This is a genomic window from Bradyrhizobium sp. INPA03-11B (genome assembly GCF_040446015.1).
In the GTDB taxonomy this organism is placed as follows: Bacteria; Pseudomonadota; Alphaproteobacteria; order Rhizobiales; family Xanthobacteraceae; genus Bradyrhizobium; species Bradyrhizobium macuxiense_A.
Genome location: NZ_JASGSR010000059.1, coordinates 33,303 through 48,985, shown reverse-complemented (window position 1 = coordinate 48,985; position 15,683 = coordinate 33,303). Strand labels below are relative to the sequence as shown.

The window sequence follows — 15,683 nt, the reverse complement described above, 5'->3', positions numbered from 1 at the left end:
CCGCTGCGGTGCTGCCGGTGGTGCTCGCGGTCGGCTCCAGCATTCCCGGCCTGTCGGTGCAGACCCTGATGCTGTTGTGTGTGTATTCGCTGGGGTTGATGGGCGTGATCTCGCCCTATGCCACGGGACCGGCGCCGATGTATTACGGCAGCGGCTATATCGGCAAAGGCGACTTCTGGAAGTTCGGGCTGATCTTCGGCGTGATCTACTTTGCCGGATTGTTGCTGATCGTGTTGCCCTGGTTACAGTCGATCGGGTAAAATAGCCACAATCCAGCGTGAAACAGCGCTCGACCGGGGAGGAGGGGCCATCCTTTCCGATTCTTAACGCGCTTTGTCAGAGGGAAGCGTTCAAAATGCTTCCTCGAATGTGGCGCGCGCGGATTTCAGGGGACACATAGAGCCGCGCGAGCTCGTTCGTGTTTCTTCGTGGGCAAGTTAATGGACCAGCATATCAAAGACCCGTCGATCGTCGCACCTGGACCAGTCAGGCGAGCGTCGCGTTGGCCGGGGTTTCTGACGGGATGTGTGGTGCTGGCGGTCCTGGCCGGCATCGTCTGGTGGACGCGGCAGCAGGCCGCACCGCCGCAAGCCGGTGGCGGACGCAATGCCGGGCCGATGTCAATCGTGCCGGAGACCGTCGGCAAGGGCGATATCGGCGTCAGCCTCAACGCCCTCGGCACCGTGACGTCGCTCGCGACCGTGACGATCAGGAGCCAGATCAGCGGCTATCTGATGAAGATCGATTTCAAGGAGGGCGATGAGGTCAAGAAGGGCGACCTGATCGCCGAGATCGATTCGCGTCCCTACGAGGCGACGCTGGCGCAGGCCAAGGGCACGCTGGCGCGCGACGAGGCGCAGCTCAAGGGCGCCCAGGTCGATCTCACGCGCTACCAAGGCCTCGCCACCCAGAACGCCGTGCCGCATCAGACGCTCGATACCCAGGTCGCGCTGGTCGCGCAGTATCAGGGCACGGTGGAAGCCGACCGCGCCTCGGTGAAATCAGCCGAAGTGAACTTGGCGTATTGCCGCATCGTCTCGCCGATCAACGGGCGGGTCGGATTGCGCCAGGTCGACCTCGGCAACTACGTGACGCCGGGCGACACCAGCGGCCTCGTCGTGATCACGCAGCTCGAGCCGATCAGCGTGCTGTTCACGCTGCCGGAGGACAACCTGCAAGCAGTTGCGAAGCGGTTGAAGGAGGGCGCGGTGTTGCCGACGGCGGCCTATGACCGCAGCGGCGCCAACAAGCTCGCCGAGGGATCGCTGCAGACCTTCGACAGCCAGATCGACGCGACCACGGGCACGATCAAGCTGCGCGCCCAGTTCGAGAACGACAAGCGCACGCTGTATCCGAACCAGTTCGTCAACATCCGCCTGCTGCTCGACACCCACAAAGATGCCACGACGATGTCGACCGCCGGCATCCAGCGCGGCGTTCCCGGCACCTTCGTCTATCTCGTCAATGCCGACAGCACGGTCTCGGTGCGGCCGGTCAAGCTCGGGGTCACCGACGGCGACCGCGTCGAGGTGCTGTCGGGGCTCACGTCCGGCGATCGCATCGTGATCGACGGCGCCGACAAGCTGCGCGAGGGCGCCAAGGTGGTGGTGCGCTCCGCCACTGACGCCGCAAACCCGGCCGGTGCGGCCAAGGGTGAGGCGAAGGGCGCGGCAAATGGGGCTGCGAAGGGCGATAGCAAAGGCGGCGCCGATCCCGACAAGGCGGGAGGCGGCCCGCACAAGCGGTCCGAGGACGGGCAGACCAAATGAACCCGTCGCGGCCATTCATCCTGCGGCCGGTGGCGACGACCCTGATGATGATCGCCATCATGCTGTCGGGCATGCTGGCGTTCAGATTCCTGCCCGTCGCGGCGTTGCCGGAGGTCGACTATCCGACCATCCAGGTGCAGACCTTCTATCCCGGCGCCAGCCCCGACGTGATGACCTCGTCGGTGACCGCACCGCTCGAGGTGCAGTTCGGCCAGATGCCGAATCTGAACCAGATGAGCTCGGTGAGCTCGGCCGGCTCGTCGGTGATCACGTTGCAGTTCGGGCTGTCGATCTCGCTCGACGTCGCCGAGCAGGAGGTGCAGGCCGCGATCAATGCCGCGGGCAATCTGTTGCCGTCGGACCTGCCGGCGCCGCCGATCTACGCCAAGGTCAATCCGGCTGACGCGCCGATCCTGACGCTTGGCCTGACCTCGAAGACGATGCCGCTGACCCAAGTGCAGGACTTCGTCGATACGCGGCTCGCGCAGAAGATCTCGCAGCTGCCCGGCGTCGGCCTCGTCAGCATCAGCGGCGGCCAGCGGCCGGCGGTGCGCATCCAGGCCGACATCCGCAAGCTCGCGGCCTATGGGCTGAACATCGACGATCTCCGCACCACGCTCGGCAACGCCAATGTCAACACGCCGAAGGGCAATTTCGACGGCGCGATGCGCGCCTACACCATCAACGCCAACGACCAGATCCGCAATGCCAGCGATTACCGCTCGCTGATCATCGCCTACAAGAACGGCTCGCCGGTTCGCCTCAGCGACGTCGGCAACGTCGTCGACGGCGCGCAGAACGACAAGCTCGGCGCCTGGATGAACGAGACGCCGGCGATCATCCTCAACATCCAGCGCCAGCCCGGCGCCAACGTGATCTCGGTCGTTCAAGGCATCAAGGACCTGCTGCCGCAGCTGCAGGCCACGCTGCCGGCCGCGATCGACCTCAACATCCTGACCGACCGTACCGTGACGATCCGGGCCTCGGTCCGCGACGTCGAATACGAGCTGTCGCTCGCCGTGGTCCTGGTCGTGCTGGTGATCTTCGTGTTCCTGCGCTCGACCCGCGCCACGCTGATCCCGAGCCTGTCGGTGCCGCTGTCGCTGGTCGGCACGCTCGGGGCGATGTATCTGTTCGGCTTCAGCCTGAACAATCTGTCGCTGATGGCGCTGACGATCGCGACCGGCTTCGTGGTCGACGACGCCATCGTCGTGATCGAGAACATCTCGCGCTACATCGAGGAGGGCGAGTCGCCACTGGAAGCCGCGCTGCGCGGCTCCGAGCAGATCGGCTTCACCATCATCTCGCTGACGGTGTCGCTGATCGCGGTGCTGATCCCGCTGCTGTTCATGGGCGACGTCGTCGGCCGCCTGTTCCGCGAATTCGCCATCACGCTGTCGGTCACGATCCTGATCTCCGCCGTGGTGTCGCTGACGCTGGTGCCGATGGCCTGCGCGAAACTCTTGAAGCCGGAGAGCATGGCGCGCGAAAACACCTTCCAGCGGCTCAGCCGGGAAGGCTTCGACTATGTCATCGCGATCTACGCCCGGATGCTCAACTGGGTGCTGGATCGCCAGACGTTCGTGCTGCTGATCGCGCTCGCCACCTTCGGTCTGACGGCGCTGCTCTACGTGGTCATTCCCAAGGGCTTCTTTCCGGTGCAGGACACCGGCGTGATCCAGGCGATCTCGGAGGCGCCGCAATCGGTATCCTATGCGGCGATGGCCGAACGGCAGCAGCGGCTCGCCAGCGCGATCCTGAAAGACCCCGACGTCGAGAGCCTGTCGTCGTTCATCGGGGTCGACGGCACCAACACCACGCTCAACAGCGGCCGGATCCTGATCAATTTGAAGCCGCACGAGCAGCGCAAGGCGGGCGTCTTGACCATCATGGATCGGATCAAGGCCAATACGGCTGATCTGACGGGCATCACGCTCTACATGCAGCCGGTCCAGGACCTCACCATCGAAGGCACGGTCAGCCGGACGCAGTACCAGTTCATCCTGCAGGACGCCGATCCGAATGAGCTCGCGGAATGGACGCCGAAGCTGGTCGACAAGCTGAGGCAATTGCCGCAGCTGAGCGACGTCACCAGCGATATCTCCGGACAGGGGCTGTCGGTGTTCGTGGACATCGACCGCGACCAGGCCGCGCGGTTCGGCATCACGCCGGCGACGATCGACAATGCGCTGTATGATTCCTACGGCCAGCGCATCGTCTCCACCGTCTTCACCAATTCGAACCAGTACCGGGTCATCCTCGAGGCCGATCCGTCACTGCAAAATTCGCTGGACGCGCTGTCGTCGATCTATTTGCCGTCATCGGTCGGCTCGACGCCGGTGCCGCTGTCGGTCATGGCCAAGATGCGGGTGGAGACTGCGCCGCTGCAGGTCTCGCATCTCGGCCAGTTCCCGTCGGCGACCGTCTCGTTCAACTTGGCGCCCGGCGCCTCGCTCGGCAGCGCGGTGACCGCGATCAAGCAGGCGCAGGCCGACATCAACCAGCCGCTCGGCATGATCACGAGCTTCCAGGGCGCGGCGCTGGCGTTCCAGTCCTCGCTCTCCAACCAACTGTTCCTGATCCTCGCCGCGATCATCACGGTCTATATCGTGCTCGGCGTGCTCTATGAGAGCTTCATCCACCCGCTGACCATCCTCTCGACGCTGCCGTCGGCCGGCATCGGCGCGCTGCTGGCGTTGATGATGGCAGGGCAGGACCTCACCATCATCGCGATCATCGGCATCATTCTCTTGATTGGCATCGTGAAGAAGAACGCGATCATGATGATCGACTTCGCGCTCGATGCCGAGCGCAACGAGGGCAAGCCGCCGCGGGAGGCGATCTACCAGGCCTGCCTGCTGCGGTTCCGGCCGATCATCATGACGACGATGGCGGCCGTCCTCGGCGCGCTGCCGCTGATGATCGGCAGCGGCGCGGGCTCCGAGCTGCGGCATCCGCTCGGCGTCTCCATCGTCGGCGGCTTGCTCGTCAGCCAGCTGCTGACGCTGTTCACGACGCCGGTGATCTATCTCTGGTTCGATCGCCTCGCGCTGCGGTTTGCCGGGCGGGCGGACGAGGTCGGCGAGGCGAGCGGGTCGCGTTGAGCCATGGATCCGTCAACGCCCTTCATCCGCCGGCCGGTCGCAACCACGCTGTTGACCTTCGGGCTTGCGGCCGCAGGCATTGTCGCGTTCTTCAAATTGCCGGTGTCGCCGCTGCCGCAGGTCGATTTCCCGACCATCTCGGTGCAGGCGACGCTGCCCGGCGCCAGCCCGCAGGACGTCGCGACCACGGTCGCCAGCCCGCTTGAGCGGCATCTCGGCCAGATCGCCGATGTCACGGAGATGACGTCGTCGAGTTCGGTCGGCACCACCCGGATCACCCTGCAGTTCGGCTTGAACCGCGACATCAACGGCGCGGCGCGGGACGTGCAGGCCGCGATCAACGCGGCGCGGGCGGACCTACCGACCAGCCTGCGCAGCAACCCGACCTATCGCAAGGTCAACCCGGCCGACGCGCCGATCCTGATCCTGACGCTGACGTCGGATACGCTGACCCGCGGCGATCTCTACGACGCCGCCTCCACGGTGCTGGCGCAGAAGCTGTCGCAGGTCGAGGGCATCGGCGAGGTGGTGGTGGGCGGCAGCTCGCTGCCGGCCGTGCGCGTCGATCTCATCCCGCAGACGCTCTATAAATACGGCATCGGTCTGGAAGACGTTCGCGCGGCGCTGTCGAGCGCCAACGCCCACAGTCCGAAGGGCGGCATCGATGTCGGCGACCAGCGCTTCCAGGTCTATGCCAACGACCAGGCCAACAAGGCCGACGACTACAAGTCGTTGATCGTGGCGTACCGCAACGGCGCGCCGGTTCACCTCTCCGATGTCGGCGAGGTGACCGACGGCGTCGAGAATTTGCGCAATGCCGGCCTCGCCAACGGCAAGCCCGCGGTGCTGATCATCCTCTACCGGCAGCCGAACGCCAACATCATCTCGACCGTCGACCTCGTGAAGGGGCTGATGCCGCAGTTGCAGGCGTCGGTGTCGCCGGCGATCGACATTGGCCTCGCGGTCGACCGCTCGACCACCATCCGCACCTCGCTGCACGACGTGGAACGCACGCTGGTTCTCGCGGTGCTGCTGGTCATCATCGTGGTGTTCGCGTTCCTGCGCAATCTGCGCGCCACCTTCATTCCGGTGGTCGCGGTCTCGGTGTCGCTGGTCGCGACCTTCGGGGCGATGTACCTGATCGGCTACAGCCTCGACAATCTGTCGCTGATGGCGCTGACGGTCGCGACTGGCTTCGTGGTCGACGACGCCATCGTGGTGCTGGAGAACATCACCCGCTACATCGAGGAGGGCCTGAGCCCGCTCGAGGCGGCGCTGAAGGGCGCCAACGAGGTCGGCTTCACCGTGCTGTCGATGAGCATCTCGCTGATCGCGGTGTTCATCCCGATCCTGCTGATGGCAGGGATCGTCGGCCGGCTGTTTCGCGAATTCGCGATGACGATCTCGATCTCGATCCTGATCTCGCTCGCGATCTCGCTGGCGACCACGCCGATGATGTGCGCCGTGCTGCTGAAGCCGGACCGCGGCGGCCACGGCCGGCTCTATTGGGCCAGCGAGCGCTTCTTCGAGGCGATGCTGAATTTCTACCGCAGGACGCTGACCACGGCGCTTCAGCATCCACTGTTGGTGATGCTGATCCTGGCAGCGGTGTTCGGCCTCAATTTCTATCTCTACGACGTGATCCCGAAAGGCTTCTTCCCGCAACAGGACACCGGCCGGCTGGTCGGCTCGATCCAGGCCGACCAGAGCGTGTCGTTCCAGCTGATGCAGCAGAAGCTTGCGCAGTTCGTCGGGATCATCAAGCGCGATCCGGCGGTCGAGACCGTGGTCGGCTTCACCGGCGGCGGCCAGACCAATTCCGGCTTCGTGTTCGTCTCGCTGCGTCCGCTCGACCAGCGCAAGATCGGCGCCGACGGCGTGATCGCGCGGCTGCGCCGTGAAATGGCGGTGGTGCCCGGCGCCAGCCTGTTCCTGCAGGCGGTGCAGGACATCAGGGTCGGGGGCAGGGCCTCGAACGCGCAGTATCAATATACGCTGCAGGGCTCGACGCTGGAGGAGCTCAATGACTGGACGCCGAAGATCGCGGCGGCCCTGCAGCGCGATCCGAACCTTGCCGACGTCAACAGCGACCAGCAGAACAAGGGCCTGGAATCCGACCTCGTGATCGATCGCGACGCCGCGGCGCGGCTCGGCGTCACGGTCAGCCAGATCGACAACACCCTCTACGACGCGTTCGGCCAGCGCCAGGTGTCGACGATCTATGTCGCGCGCAACCAGTACCACGTCGTCATGGAGGTCGCGCCGCGCTACTGGCAGAACCCCGAGATGCTGAAGGACGTCTATGTCAGCACGTCGGGCGGATCGGTCGGCGGCTCGCAATCGACCAACGCGGTGGCCGGCACCGTGGTGGCGACGGGAACCTCGAGCGCGGCGAGTTCAGCCAATGCCCAGGCCGCACGCAACCAGGCCACCAATTCGATCGGCGCGACCGGGAAGGGCGTGGCCTCGACCGGTTCGGCCGTCTCGACCAATAGCGAGACCATGATCCCGCTGTCGGCGGTGGCGGCGTTCAGGCAAGGCGCGACACCGCTTGCGGTCAACCACCAGGGCCTCCTGGTCGCCAACACCATCTCGTTCAACCTGCCGCCCAACGTGTCGCTGAGCACCGCGGTCGCCAGCATCGAGGCGACCATGAACCGGATCGGCGTCCCGGCCACGATCCGCGGCACCTTCCAGGGCTCCGCCAAGGCGTTCCAGGATTCGCTCAGCAACCAGCCGTTCCTGATCCTGGCGGCGATCGTCACGATCTACATCGTGCTCGGCGTGCTCTATGAGAGCTACGTCCATCCGCTGACCATCTTGTCCACACTGCCCTCGGCAGGTGTGGGCGCCTTGCTAGCGCTGATGGCATTCAAGACCGAGTTCAGTATCATGGCGCTGATCGGCGTCATCCTGCTGATCGGTATCGTGAAGAAGAACGCCATCATGATGATCGACTTTGCGCTGGAGGCGGAACGCAAGCGCGGGCTGGAGCCGCTCGAGGCGATCAGGGAGGCCTGCCTGCTGCGCTTCCGTCCGATCATGATGACGACGATGGCCGCGCTGCTCGGGGCGGTGCCGCTCGCGATCGGCATGGGTGACGGCGGCGAGCTGCGGCAGCCGCTCGGCATCGCCATCGTCGGCGGCCTGATCCTGAGTCAGGTCCTGACGCTCTACACGACGCCGGTCATCTACCTCTATCTCGACCGATTCCGCCTGTGGGCCCAGCGTGTCCGCCGCGGCGGCGGCATGCGGATGCCGGGCTCCTCACTTCAACCGGGCGAGTAAATGCCGACAGGTGCAGCGTTGCGAAATCTTGAGAAGTTGCGGAAGCCGGCCCGGTTTCTGCGCGCGGCGGCGTTCGGTGGCCTCAGCCTCGGTCTGTCCGGCTGCATCCCCGGGGTGGAGAAGCCCGAGCTCAGCCTCGAAGTGCCGGCGAGCTATCGCTCCGCCGCCAAGGGCGATGCCGACGCGGCCGTCCCGGCGCTCGCCTGGTGGCGCGGCTTCCGCTCGCCCGAGCTGACCGGGCTGATGGAATCCGCGCAGCTCTACAATCTCGATATCGCGGTGGCGATCGCCCAGATCGTGCAGGCCGACGCTCAGGTCGGCGTGTCCGGCGCCGCGCTGCTGCCGTCTCTGTCCGGATCGGCGAACGCCGAGCGTCAAAAGGTGGCGACGGGATCGAATTCGTTGCTCGGCGGCAGCAGCGGGACATTCTCGCAATACAGCCTCGGACTGAGCGCGAGCTATATCGTGGATTTCTGGGGCAAGAACCGCGCGACCCTGTCGGCGTCGGAGGAGAGCGCGACGGTCGCCCGCTACAATCGCGAGGTGGTCGCGCTGAGCACGATGGCGACGGTTGCCAACACCTATTTCCAGCTGCTGGCGGCACAGGACCAGATCAAGGTCACCAAGCGCAATCTGGCCGCGGCCGAGCGCATCCTCGCGCTGATCAAGTCGCAATTCGCCGGCGGCACCGCCTCGCAGCTCGATCTGTCGCAACAGGAGGCGCTGGTCGCGACGCAGCGCGCGGCGATCCCGCCGCTCGAGGTGACGGTCGGGCAGAACATGGCCGCGCTCGCCCTGCTGGTGGCGCGCGCGCCGGCCGATTTCAAGGTGCGCGGCGGCTCCACGACGCAGATCGCGGTGCCGCGCGTGACGCCCGGGATGCCGTCGGAATTGCTCTACCAGCGGCCTGACATTCGCCAGGCCGAGGCGCAGCTCGCCTCGTCCAATTTCAGCGTCGATGCGGCGCGCGCGGCGTTTTTCCCGCAGATCCAGCTGACCGGCACCACCGGCTTCCAGAGCGCGGCGCTGGCTTCGCTGTTCGCGCCGGGCGCCTGGTATTACACGCTGGCCGCCGGGCTGACCCAGCCGCTGTTCGACGGCTTCCTGCTGGAGAGCCAGCTCAAGCTCGCCAAGGGCCAGCAATTGCAAAACCTGCAGGCCTATCGCAAGGCGGTGCTGTCGGGCTTCGCCGACGTCGAAAAGGCGCTGATCGCGTTGCAGAAGTATACGTTGCAGGAGCGCCTGCAATCCGACGTCGTGGCGGCGTCGCGCAAGGCGTTCGAGGTTGCCGAGACGCAGCTGCGCGGCGGCACGGTCAACCTCATCACGGTGCTGCAGGCGCAGCAGACGCTGTTCACGGCCGAAAACAATCTGGTCACGGTGCGGCTCAACAAGCTGCTGGCGGCGAGCAGCCTGTTCCAGGCGCTCGGCGGCGGCTGGACGCCGGCCGGCACGCTTGCGGCGGCAGTGCCATGAGGTCGATCATGCAGCGGTTCGCGACACTCTTCGTTATTGCCCTCATTACGCTGGGCGCGTCGGCCGGCATCGCTCGCGCGCAGCAGCGGCCACCCAACAGCGTTCCGCTGGCGTTCGGCATGAGCGCCGACCAGGCCAGCCAGTCGCTCGGCGTTGCTCTGAACTACGTGCGCGGCACGCCGGGCAATGAATTGTTCGTCGCGCTGCCCAATGTCAGGGGCAGCGTGCTGTCGCGGCGCAGCGACGGGCTCTATCTGCAATTCGGCAAGGGACGGCTGATCGCCTGGAAGGGCGACTGGGGGACCAATCCGCCATGAGGATCTCGGCCATGACCGCCAGCAGAGCATTGATCGCCTGCGCCGCCGTCGCGCTCAGCACGGCTGTTGTATCGGCCCAGGACTTCGCGCCGCAGCGGCCGCTGCGCTACGGCAGCACCGGCGGCGCGTATTTCGACGGCAGGAATGACGACCGCGATTTCCGCAGCAATGGATCGTTTCCGGGGAGCTTCGCCGCCGATCCCTTCAGCGCGGGCTTCGGCGCGGCTGGTCTGTTCGGCTCGACGCCCTATCACTCGGCGCGGCCGTATCCGTCGCAGGTGATCTTCGGTGCACCGTGCCGGGATTGCCGGCCGCATCGCCCGCGGCGGCAGCGCGATCGGCCTGATTGAGATGCTCAGGAAAGGCCTGCGCCGCTAGCCTTTGCGGAGGAGGTCTTCGATGATGCGCGGCTTCATCCAGCCGGCCTTGTCGATAATCTCGCGGCGCAGGCTGTCCCTTTCCGTCTCATAGTCCTCGTGCGAGATGCCGCGGCCGCCGCTGCCGGTCATTCCGAACGTCTCGAGCAGGGCCTCGTGCCGCGCTTTCCAGCCGATCACATGCTCGGTCATCGTTTGTGTCACCGTCGGGAGAAAGCCCGGATGGCCCGCCAGGCCGCATGTCTCCGTGGTCTGCGGATCTGCCGCAAGCATGATCACGTTCCATTCGTCGTAGCCGATCAGATCCATCTGCGCGTAGAGAAACGCGCCGTGCGGCCCGTCCCAGATCTTGTGATCGATGACCAGGAACGGCACCGCGTTGCAGTGGCCGTGCCGCGCCGTCATGTCGCGATTGAAGGCCTCGGTGCGCTGCTGCAGCCGCCGATTGGCCGCAGCGAATACGGCGAGGCGATTGTCCGCCGTCGGTGCGTTGCTGCGTTCGTCGTCCGGCGCGAACCCCGCATCGCGCAGCATCGAGCCGATCCGCGGATCATCCCACTGCTTCTTGTGAAAAGTGGGCGCCGCGCCGTCGGCATCCGGCGCCGGACGCAAGGCCTCCTTGAGCCCGCCCGAGGTCTCCTGCTTCTTTCCGAACTCCACCCTGCGCCCGAACATCCCGTGCCGTTCCTGCCAAGTTGGGGGAAAAGCATGGCAAACAATGCCCAGATTTGTCTTAACCGGTCGGGCCAGCCTGCAGCGATCGAACAACAGGGTGACGCGGCCGTTAAGGCGAATGCGACAAATCGATCGATCCGGCGGCGGCCGTCTGGTCTAGCTGGCGGCGGCGCTGGTCGATTTCGCCGGCGCCGGGCTGACGCGGGCGAACCGCACCACGAAGCGCGTGCCGTTGTGATCCGGGTCGCGCTCAACGCTGGCGTCGAGCTTGGCGGCCATCGCCGCGACGATGCGCTGGCCCATACCGGTGCCGCGCGGATCGGCCTTGTCGTCGAAACCGACGCCTTCATCGCTGATCGCAAGCTGCAAATTGTCGCCCTGCGGCCTGAGCTCGACATGGATCGGGCCGGCGCCGTCGGGATAGGCGTATTTCACGGCGTTCATCACCAGCTCGTTGACGATGATGCCGATCGCGACCGCGCGGTCGGGATCGATCTCGACCGGGGCGGCCTTCAGCGTCAGCCGCGACATCTTGTTGCCCTCGGCCGAGCGCCTGAGATCCTCGAGCAGAGCCTCGAGATACTGGTTGAGCATCACGGTCTTGAAGTCGTGCGAGGTGTAGAGGCGGCGGTGCACCTGCGCGACGGCGGCGACGCGGCCCATCGCATTGGTGAGCGCCGCCTTGACGTCCTGCTGGCTCGCGGAATTGGCCTGCAGATGCAGCAGCGAGGCGATGATCTGCAGCGAATTGCCGACTCTGTGGTTGACCTCGCGCAGCAAAACCTCGCGCTCGGCCGCGAGCGCGGCGTAACGGTCGCGCGAGGCGTGCACCTCGGCCTCGGCCTCGTCGCGCGCCTTCTGGATCGCCGCCCGCCGCACCGCGCCGTTCACTGCGACCTGGAGCAGGGGGATGAATTCGCCCCTGACGTCCTTGACCAGATAGTCGGCCGCGCCGGCCTTCAGCGCGGTGACGGCAATTGCCGAATCCTGCGAGGCGGTCACGAACACCACCGGCGGGGCGTCCGGAATCGTGAGGATCTGCTCCAGCGTCTCCAGCCCGTCGAGGCCGGGCATGTACTGGTCGAGCGCGACGACGTCGATGCCGCCCTGAGTGAGCCGGTCGAGGCCTTCCTGGCCGCTTGCTGCGTGCACGACCTTGTAGCCCGCGCGCGTCAGCCCGCGTTCGACCAGGCGCGCCAGCGCCGCGTCGTCGTCGATATAGAGCAGTGTCGGCGTTGCGCTGGTCATACGGAAGCTGGCGGCACCTGAATCACGGAGAAGAACAGGCCAAGCTGGCGAATGGCGTTGGCAAAGCTTTCGTAGTTCACCGGCTTGGTGATGTAGACGTTGCAACCGAGTTCGTAGCAACGCTTGATCTCCTGGGAGTCGTCGGTCGTGGTCAGCACGACCACCGGCGTCGACTTGAGATACTTGTTCTCCTTGACCCGCTTCAGAATGTCGATGCCGGTCATGTCAGGCAGATTGAGATCAAGCAGGATGAGCAGGGCCTGGCCCTTGCGCTCGACTGCGCTGCCATCCTTGCCGAACAGGTAGTTCACGGCCTCTGTACCGTTGGTGAACGGGATGATCTCATTGTTGACACCTGAGCGCCGGATATTCCGCTCAATCAGGCGGGCATGGCCCTCGTCGTCCTCGATCATGATGATGGTGACTGGATCGCTCATGATGCCTTATCCCGGTTCCTGCCTGACCACTTGATCGGCAGCGTGATCGTGAACGTGCTGCCGTTGTGAAGTTCCGATGCTACCGACATGGTGCCGCCCAGTCTGCGCACAAGTGCGCGGACATGGGCAAGCCCGATGCCCTGACCCGGCTTGTCCTGGGTTCCGGCGCGACGGAACAAATCGAAGATGCGCTGATGATCCTTCGGATCGATGCCGCGGCCGTTGTCGGTGACCTCGAAGATCGCAAAGCCGAGCTTGGTGCGGCCCTCGATCGCGATCTCGCCGGAGACGCCGTCCTTGAGGTACTTGAGTGCATTGTCGATCAGGTTGGAGAATATCTGTTCCAGCGCGAGGCGGTCGCTGACGATATTCGGCAATGCGCCGACCGCGACGGTTGCATTGGCCTCGGCCGCCTGGTGCGCGACGGTCTTGACGATGCCGTCGATCAGCTCGCGGAGATCGATGCGCTCCGGCTTGAACTCGCGGCGGCCCTCGCGGGTGAGATTGAGGATCGCGCTGATCAGGCGGTCCATCTTGGCGATCGACGATTTGATGAAGCCGAGCGATTCGTTGAAATCGTCGGACAGCTGCTTGTCGGAACCCTCGAGCTCGGGCTCGGCGATATCTGTCGCATCTTCCGGCATCGCCGGCGCCAGCGACGCAGTGCGATTGAGCGTGGCGATGCGCTTGAAGATGTCGCCGCGCAATTCCTCCAGCTCGCTGGTGAAGCCCATGATGTTGACCAGCGGCGAGCGCAAATCGTGGCTGACGATGTAGGCGAAGCGCTGGATTTCCTCGTTGGCCTCGCGCAGGTCGGAGGTCCGCTCGTCGACGATGGTTTCGAGATTGACTTTGCTGTCGCGCAGCCTGGCCTCGGCCTCGTCGCGCGCCCGCGACGATTGCCGCAGCAGCACGACCGAGAGGGCGGCGAGCGCCAGCACCATGCAGGAGCCGGCGATGGTGACCGAGGAGGCCAGCACCTGGGTCCGGTCCGCGGTCGCGGTGCGCGCCGCCAGCAGGCGATCCTCCTCGGTGCGCATGTCGCGGCCGATCCGGGCGATCGCCTCCAGCGCATCGGTCGATGTGGGCTTGCGCAGGACGTCGACGCTGGTCGCAGTGTCGTTGTTCCCAACGCGTTCGATGCTGAGGGCGAACTCGGCCAGCCGCTGCTCGACCGCGGCCTTGAGCCTCGCGGCATTGGCGACCTGCACCGGATTATCGACGGTCATCATCTGGAGATGGCCGAGCGCGGCCGGGAGTCCCGCCGCAGCCGACTGGTACTCGGACAGGTATTGTGGTGCAGACGTCAGCAGATACGCCCTGGTGGCGCTTTCGGCGCGCCTGATGTCGACCAGCAGGCTAGCAACCTGGCTCTCGACCTCGACGGTGTGGATGACCAGGGCGTTGTCCTCGCGCGCCTTGTTGACCAGCAGGACGGACGCCACGCTGACCGCGACCAGCACGAAAAATCCCGCCGAGAGCAGCAGGATCTGTAACGTGGATCGGCGTCGTGAAACTTGCGTCACGACGGTCTCTTTGCGGGAGTGGGATTCAATGCGTCCCCGTGGAAGGCCAATAACCCTTTAGTACGTTTGAACAGGGGCCTGGGTTCCACGGAGTTCCGAACTATTTTGGGACGTCGGACGGCTGGCCGGCGAGATACTGCTCCAGCCAGTGGATGTGGTAGTCGCCTTCGATGATGTCGGGCTCGCGCACCAGTGCGCGGAACAGCGGCAGCGTCGTCTCGATGCCGTCGACCACCATTTCGTCCAGCGCCCGGCGCAGCCGCATCAGGCATTCGCCACGGGTCTTGCCGTGCACGATCAGCTTGCCGACCAGCGAGTCGTAATAGGGCGGGATCACGTAGCCCTGGTAGACGGCGGAATCGATCCGCACGCCGAGGCCGCCCGGCGGATGGAATTGCGTGATCCGTCCCGGCGAGGGACGGAAGGTCTGCGGGTTCTCCGCATTGATGCGGCACTCGATGGCGTGGCCGATGATCGCGATGTCGTTCTGCTTGGCCGGAAGGTCGCCGCCGGCGGCAATCCGGATCTGCTCCAGCACCAGATCGATGTCGGTGATGCTTTCGGTGACCGGATGCTCGACCTGGATGCGGGTGTTCATTTCGATGAAATAGAACTCGCCGTCCTCGTAGAGGAATTCGATGGTGCCGACGCCGAGATACTTCATGTCCCGCATCGCCTTGGCGCAGGTCTCGCCGATCCTGGCGCGGGCGGCCGCCGCGAGCACGGGCGAGGGGCCTTCCTCCCAGACCTTCTGGTGACGGCGCTGCAGCGAGCAGTCGCGCTCGCCGAGATGGATCGCGCCGCCGCGGCCGTCGCCGAGAATCTGGATCTCGATGTGGCGCGGCTTCTGCAGGTATTTTTCCAGATAGACCGAGGCGTCGCCGAACGCCGACTTGGCCTCGTTCGCCGCGGTCGAGAGCGCGAGTGCGAGGTCACCCTCGGTGTGGGCGACCTTCATGCCGCGACCGCCGCCGCCGGCAGCCGCCTTCACCAGTACCGGGAAGCCGATATCCTTGCCGATGGCGAGCGCGTCGGCCTCCGAGGTCACCGCGCCGTCCGAGCCGGGCACCACCGGGATGCCGAGACGCTTGGCGGTTTTCTTGGCTTCGATCTTGTCGCCCATCAGGCGGATGTGCTCGGCCTTCGGTCCGATGAAGCCGAGATTGTGGTCGGCGAGGATCTCGGCGAAGCGCGCATTCTCCGACAGGAAGCCGTAGCCGGGATGCACGGCGTCGGCGCCGGTGATCTCGCAGGCGGCGAGCAGCGCCGGTATGTTGAGGTAGGAATCCTTCGACGGCGGCGGGCCGATGCACACGCTCTCGTCGGCGAGCCGCACATGCATGGCGTCGGCGTCGGCGGTGGAGTGCACCGCGACGGTAGAGATGCCGAGTTCCTTGCAGGCGCGCAGCACGCGAAGTGCGATCTCGCCGCGATTGGCTATGAGGATCTTGTCGAACATCGCAGCG

Annotated in this window: 12 protein-coding genes; 7 read left to right on the top strand and 5 right to left on the bottom strand. The window is 65.5% G+C overall.

Annotated elements, in window-relative coordinates; genetic code table 11:
- The 7 genes from QMZ05_RS23785 to QMZ05_RS23755 form a co-directional block, all read left to right on the top strand.
- A partial coding sequence (locus QMZ05_RS23785) for an anion permease (RefSeq protein WP_353702940.1) occupies nt 1–260 on the top strand: 260 nt, incomplete at its 5' end.
- 270 nt (nt 261–530) lie between these two features.
- On the top strand, nt 531–1,769 hold the full coding sequence (locus QMZ05_RS23780) for an MdtA/MuxA family multidrug efflux RND transporter periplasmic adaptor subunit (protein WP_353702939.1): 1,239 nt from the start codon (nt 531–533) through the stop codon (nt 1,767–1,769).
- Nucleotides 1,766–4,873, top strand: a complete 3,108-nt coding sequence (locus QMZ05_RS23775) for an MdtB/MuxB family multidrug efflux RND transporter permease subunit (protein WP_353702938.1) — start codon at nt 1,766–1,768, stop codon at nt 4,871–4,873. The genes QMZ05_RS23780 and QMZ05_RS23775 overlap by 4 nt, the downstream gene beginning before the upstream one ends.
- A gap of 3 nt (nt 4,874–4,876) precedes the next feature.
- Complete coding sequence (locus QMZ05_RS23770) at nt 4,877–8,161, top strand: efflux RND transporter permease subunit (RefSeq protein ID WP_353702937.1); 3,285 nt, start codon at nt 4,877–4,879, stop codon at nt 8,159–8,161.
- Nucleotides 8,162–9,637: an efflux transporter outer membrane subunit gene (locus tag QMZ05_RS23765; RefSeq protein ID WP_353702936.1), complete on the top strand. Its 1,476-nt coding sequence runs from the start codon at nt 8,162–8,164 to the stop codon at nt 9,635–9,637. It abuts the gene before it with no gap.
- An 8-nt stretch (nt 9,638–9,645) separates the two neighbouring features.
- Nucleotides 9,646–9,954, top strand: coding sequence for a hypothetical protein (locus tag QMZ05_RS23760; RefSeq protein ID WP_353702935.1), 309 nt, complete (start codon nt 9,646–9,648; stop codon nt 9,952–9,954).
- A gap of 11 nt (nt 9,955–9,965) precedes the next feature.
- Nucleotides 9,966–10,304 carry a BA14K family protein gene (locus QMZ05_RS23755; protein ID WP_353702934.1) on the top strand — a complete coding sequence of 113 codons (339 nt, stop codon included), beginning with the start codon at nt 9,966–9,968 and terminating at the stop codon, nt 10,302–10,304.
- Nucleotides 10,305–10,328: 24 nt separating this feature from the next.
- Here QMZ05_RS23755 and QMZ05_RS23750 read toward each other — a convergent pair whose 3' ends face one another.
- The 5 genes from QMZ05_RS23750 to accC all read right to left on the bottom strand — a co-directional run bounded on the left by QMZ05_RS23750 (nt 10,329) and on the right by accC (nt 15,676).
- Nucleotides 10,329–11,099: a hypothetical protein gene (locus QMZ05_RS23750; RefSeq protein WP_353702933.1), complete on the bottom strand. Its 771-nt coding sequence runs from the start codon at nt 11,097–11,099 to the stop codon at nt 10,329–10,331.
- A 63-nt stretch (nt 11,100–11,162) separates the two neighbouring features.
- Complete coding sequence (locus tag QMZ05_RS23745; protein ID WP_353702932.1) at nt 11,163–12,254, bottom strand: response regulator; 1,092 nt, start codon at nt 12,252–12,254, stop codon at nt 11,163–11,165.
- Nucleotides 12,251–12,691: a response regulator gene (locus QMZ05_RS23740; protein ID WP_076860123.1), complete on the bottom strand. Its 441-nt coding sequence runs from the start codon at nt 12,689–12,691 to the stop codon at nt 12,251–12,253. Before QMZ05_RS23740 ends, QMZ05_RS23745 begins: the two co-directional genes overlap by 4 nt.
- On the bottom strand, nt 12,688–14,217 hold the full coding sequence (locus QMZ05_RS23735; protein WP_353702931.1) for a CHASE3 domain-containing protein: 1,530 nt from the start codon (nt 14,215–14,217) through the stop codon (nt 12,688–12,690). The genes QMZ05_RS23740 and QMZ05_RS23735 overlap by 4 nt, the downstream gene beginning before the upstream one ends.
- Before the next feature lie 100 nt (nt 14,218–14,317).
- Nucleotides 14,318–15,676: an acetyl-CoA carboxylase biotin carboxylase subunit gene (gene accC / locus QMZ05_RS23730; RefSeq protein WP_353702930.1), complete on the bottom strand. Its 1,359-nt coding sequence runs from the start codon at nt 15,674–15,676 to the stop codon at nt 14,318–14,320.
- Nucleotides 15,677–15,683: the final 7 nt, after the last annotated feature.

What these genes read in the sequence shown, in the direction of transcription:
- QMZ05_RS23740 (WP_076860123.1), bottom strand. Translation starts at nt 12,691, where the DNA reads ATGAGCGATCCAGTCACCATCATCATGATCGAGGACGACGAGGGCCAT.
- QMZ05_RS23775 (WP_353702938.1), top strand. Translation starts at nt 1,766, where the DNA reads ATGAACCCGTCGCGGCCATTCATCCTGCGGCCGGTGGCGACGACCCTG.
- QMZ05_RS23755 (WP_353702934.1), top strand. Translation starts at nt 9,966, where the DNA reads ATGACCGCCAGCAGAGCATTGATCGCCTGCGCCGCCGTCGCGCTCAGC.
- accC (WP_353702930.1), bottom strand. Translation starts at nt 15,676, where the DNA reads ATGTTCGACAAGATCCTCATAGCCAATCGCGGCGAGATCGCACTTCGC.
- QMZ05_RS23745 (WP_353702932.1), bottom strand. Translation starts at nt 12,254, where the DNA reads ATGACCAGCGCAACGCCGACACTGCTCTATATCGACGACGACGCGGCG.
- QMZ05_RS23760 (WP_353702935.1), top strand. Translation starts at nt 9,646, where the DNA reads ATGCAGCGGTTCGCGACACTCTTCGTTATTGCCCTCATTACGCTGGGC.
- QMZ05_RS23765 (WP_353702936.1), top strand. Translation starts at nt 8,162, where the DNA reads ATGCCGACAGGTGCAGCGTTGCGAAATCTTGAGAAGTTGCGGAAGCCG.
- QMZ05_RS23770 (WP_353702937.1), top strand. Translation starts at nt 4,877, where the DNA reads ATGGATCCGTCAACGCCCTTCATCCGCCGGCCGGTCGCAACCACGCTG.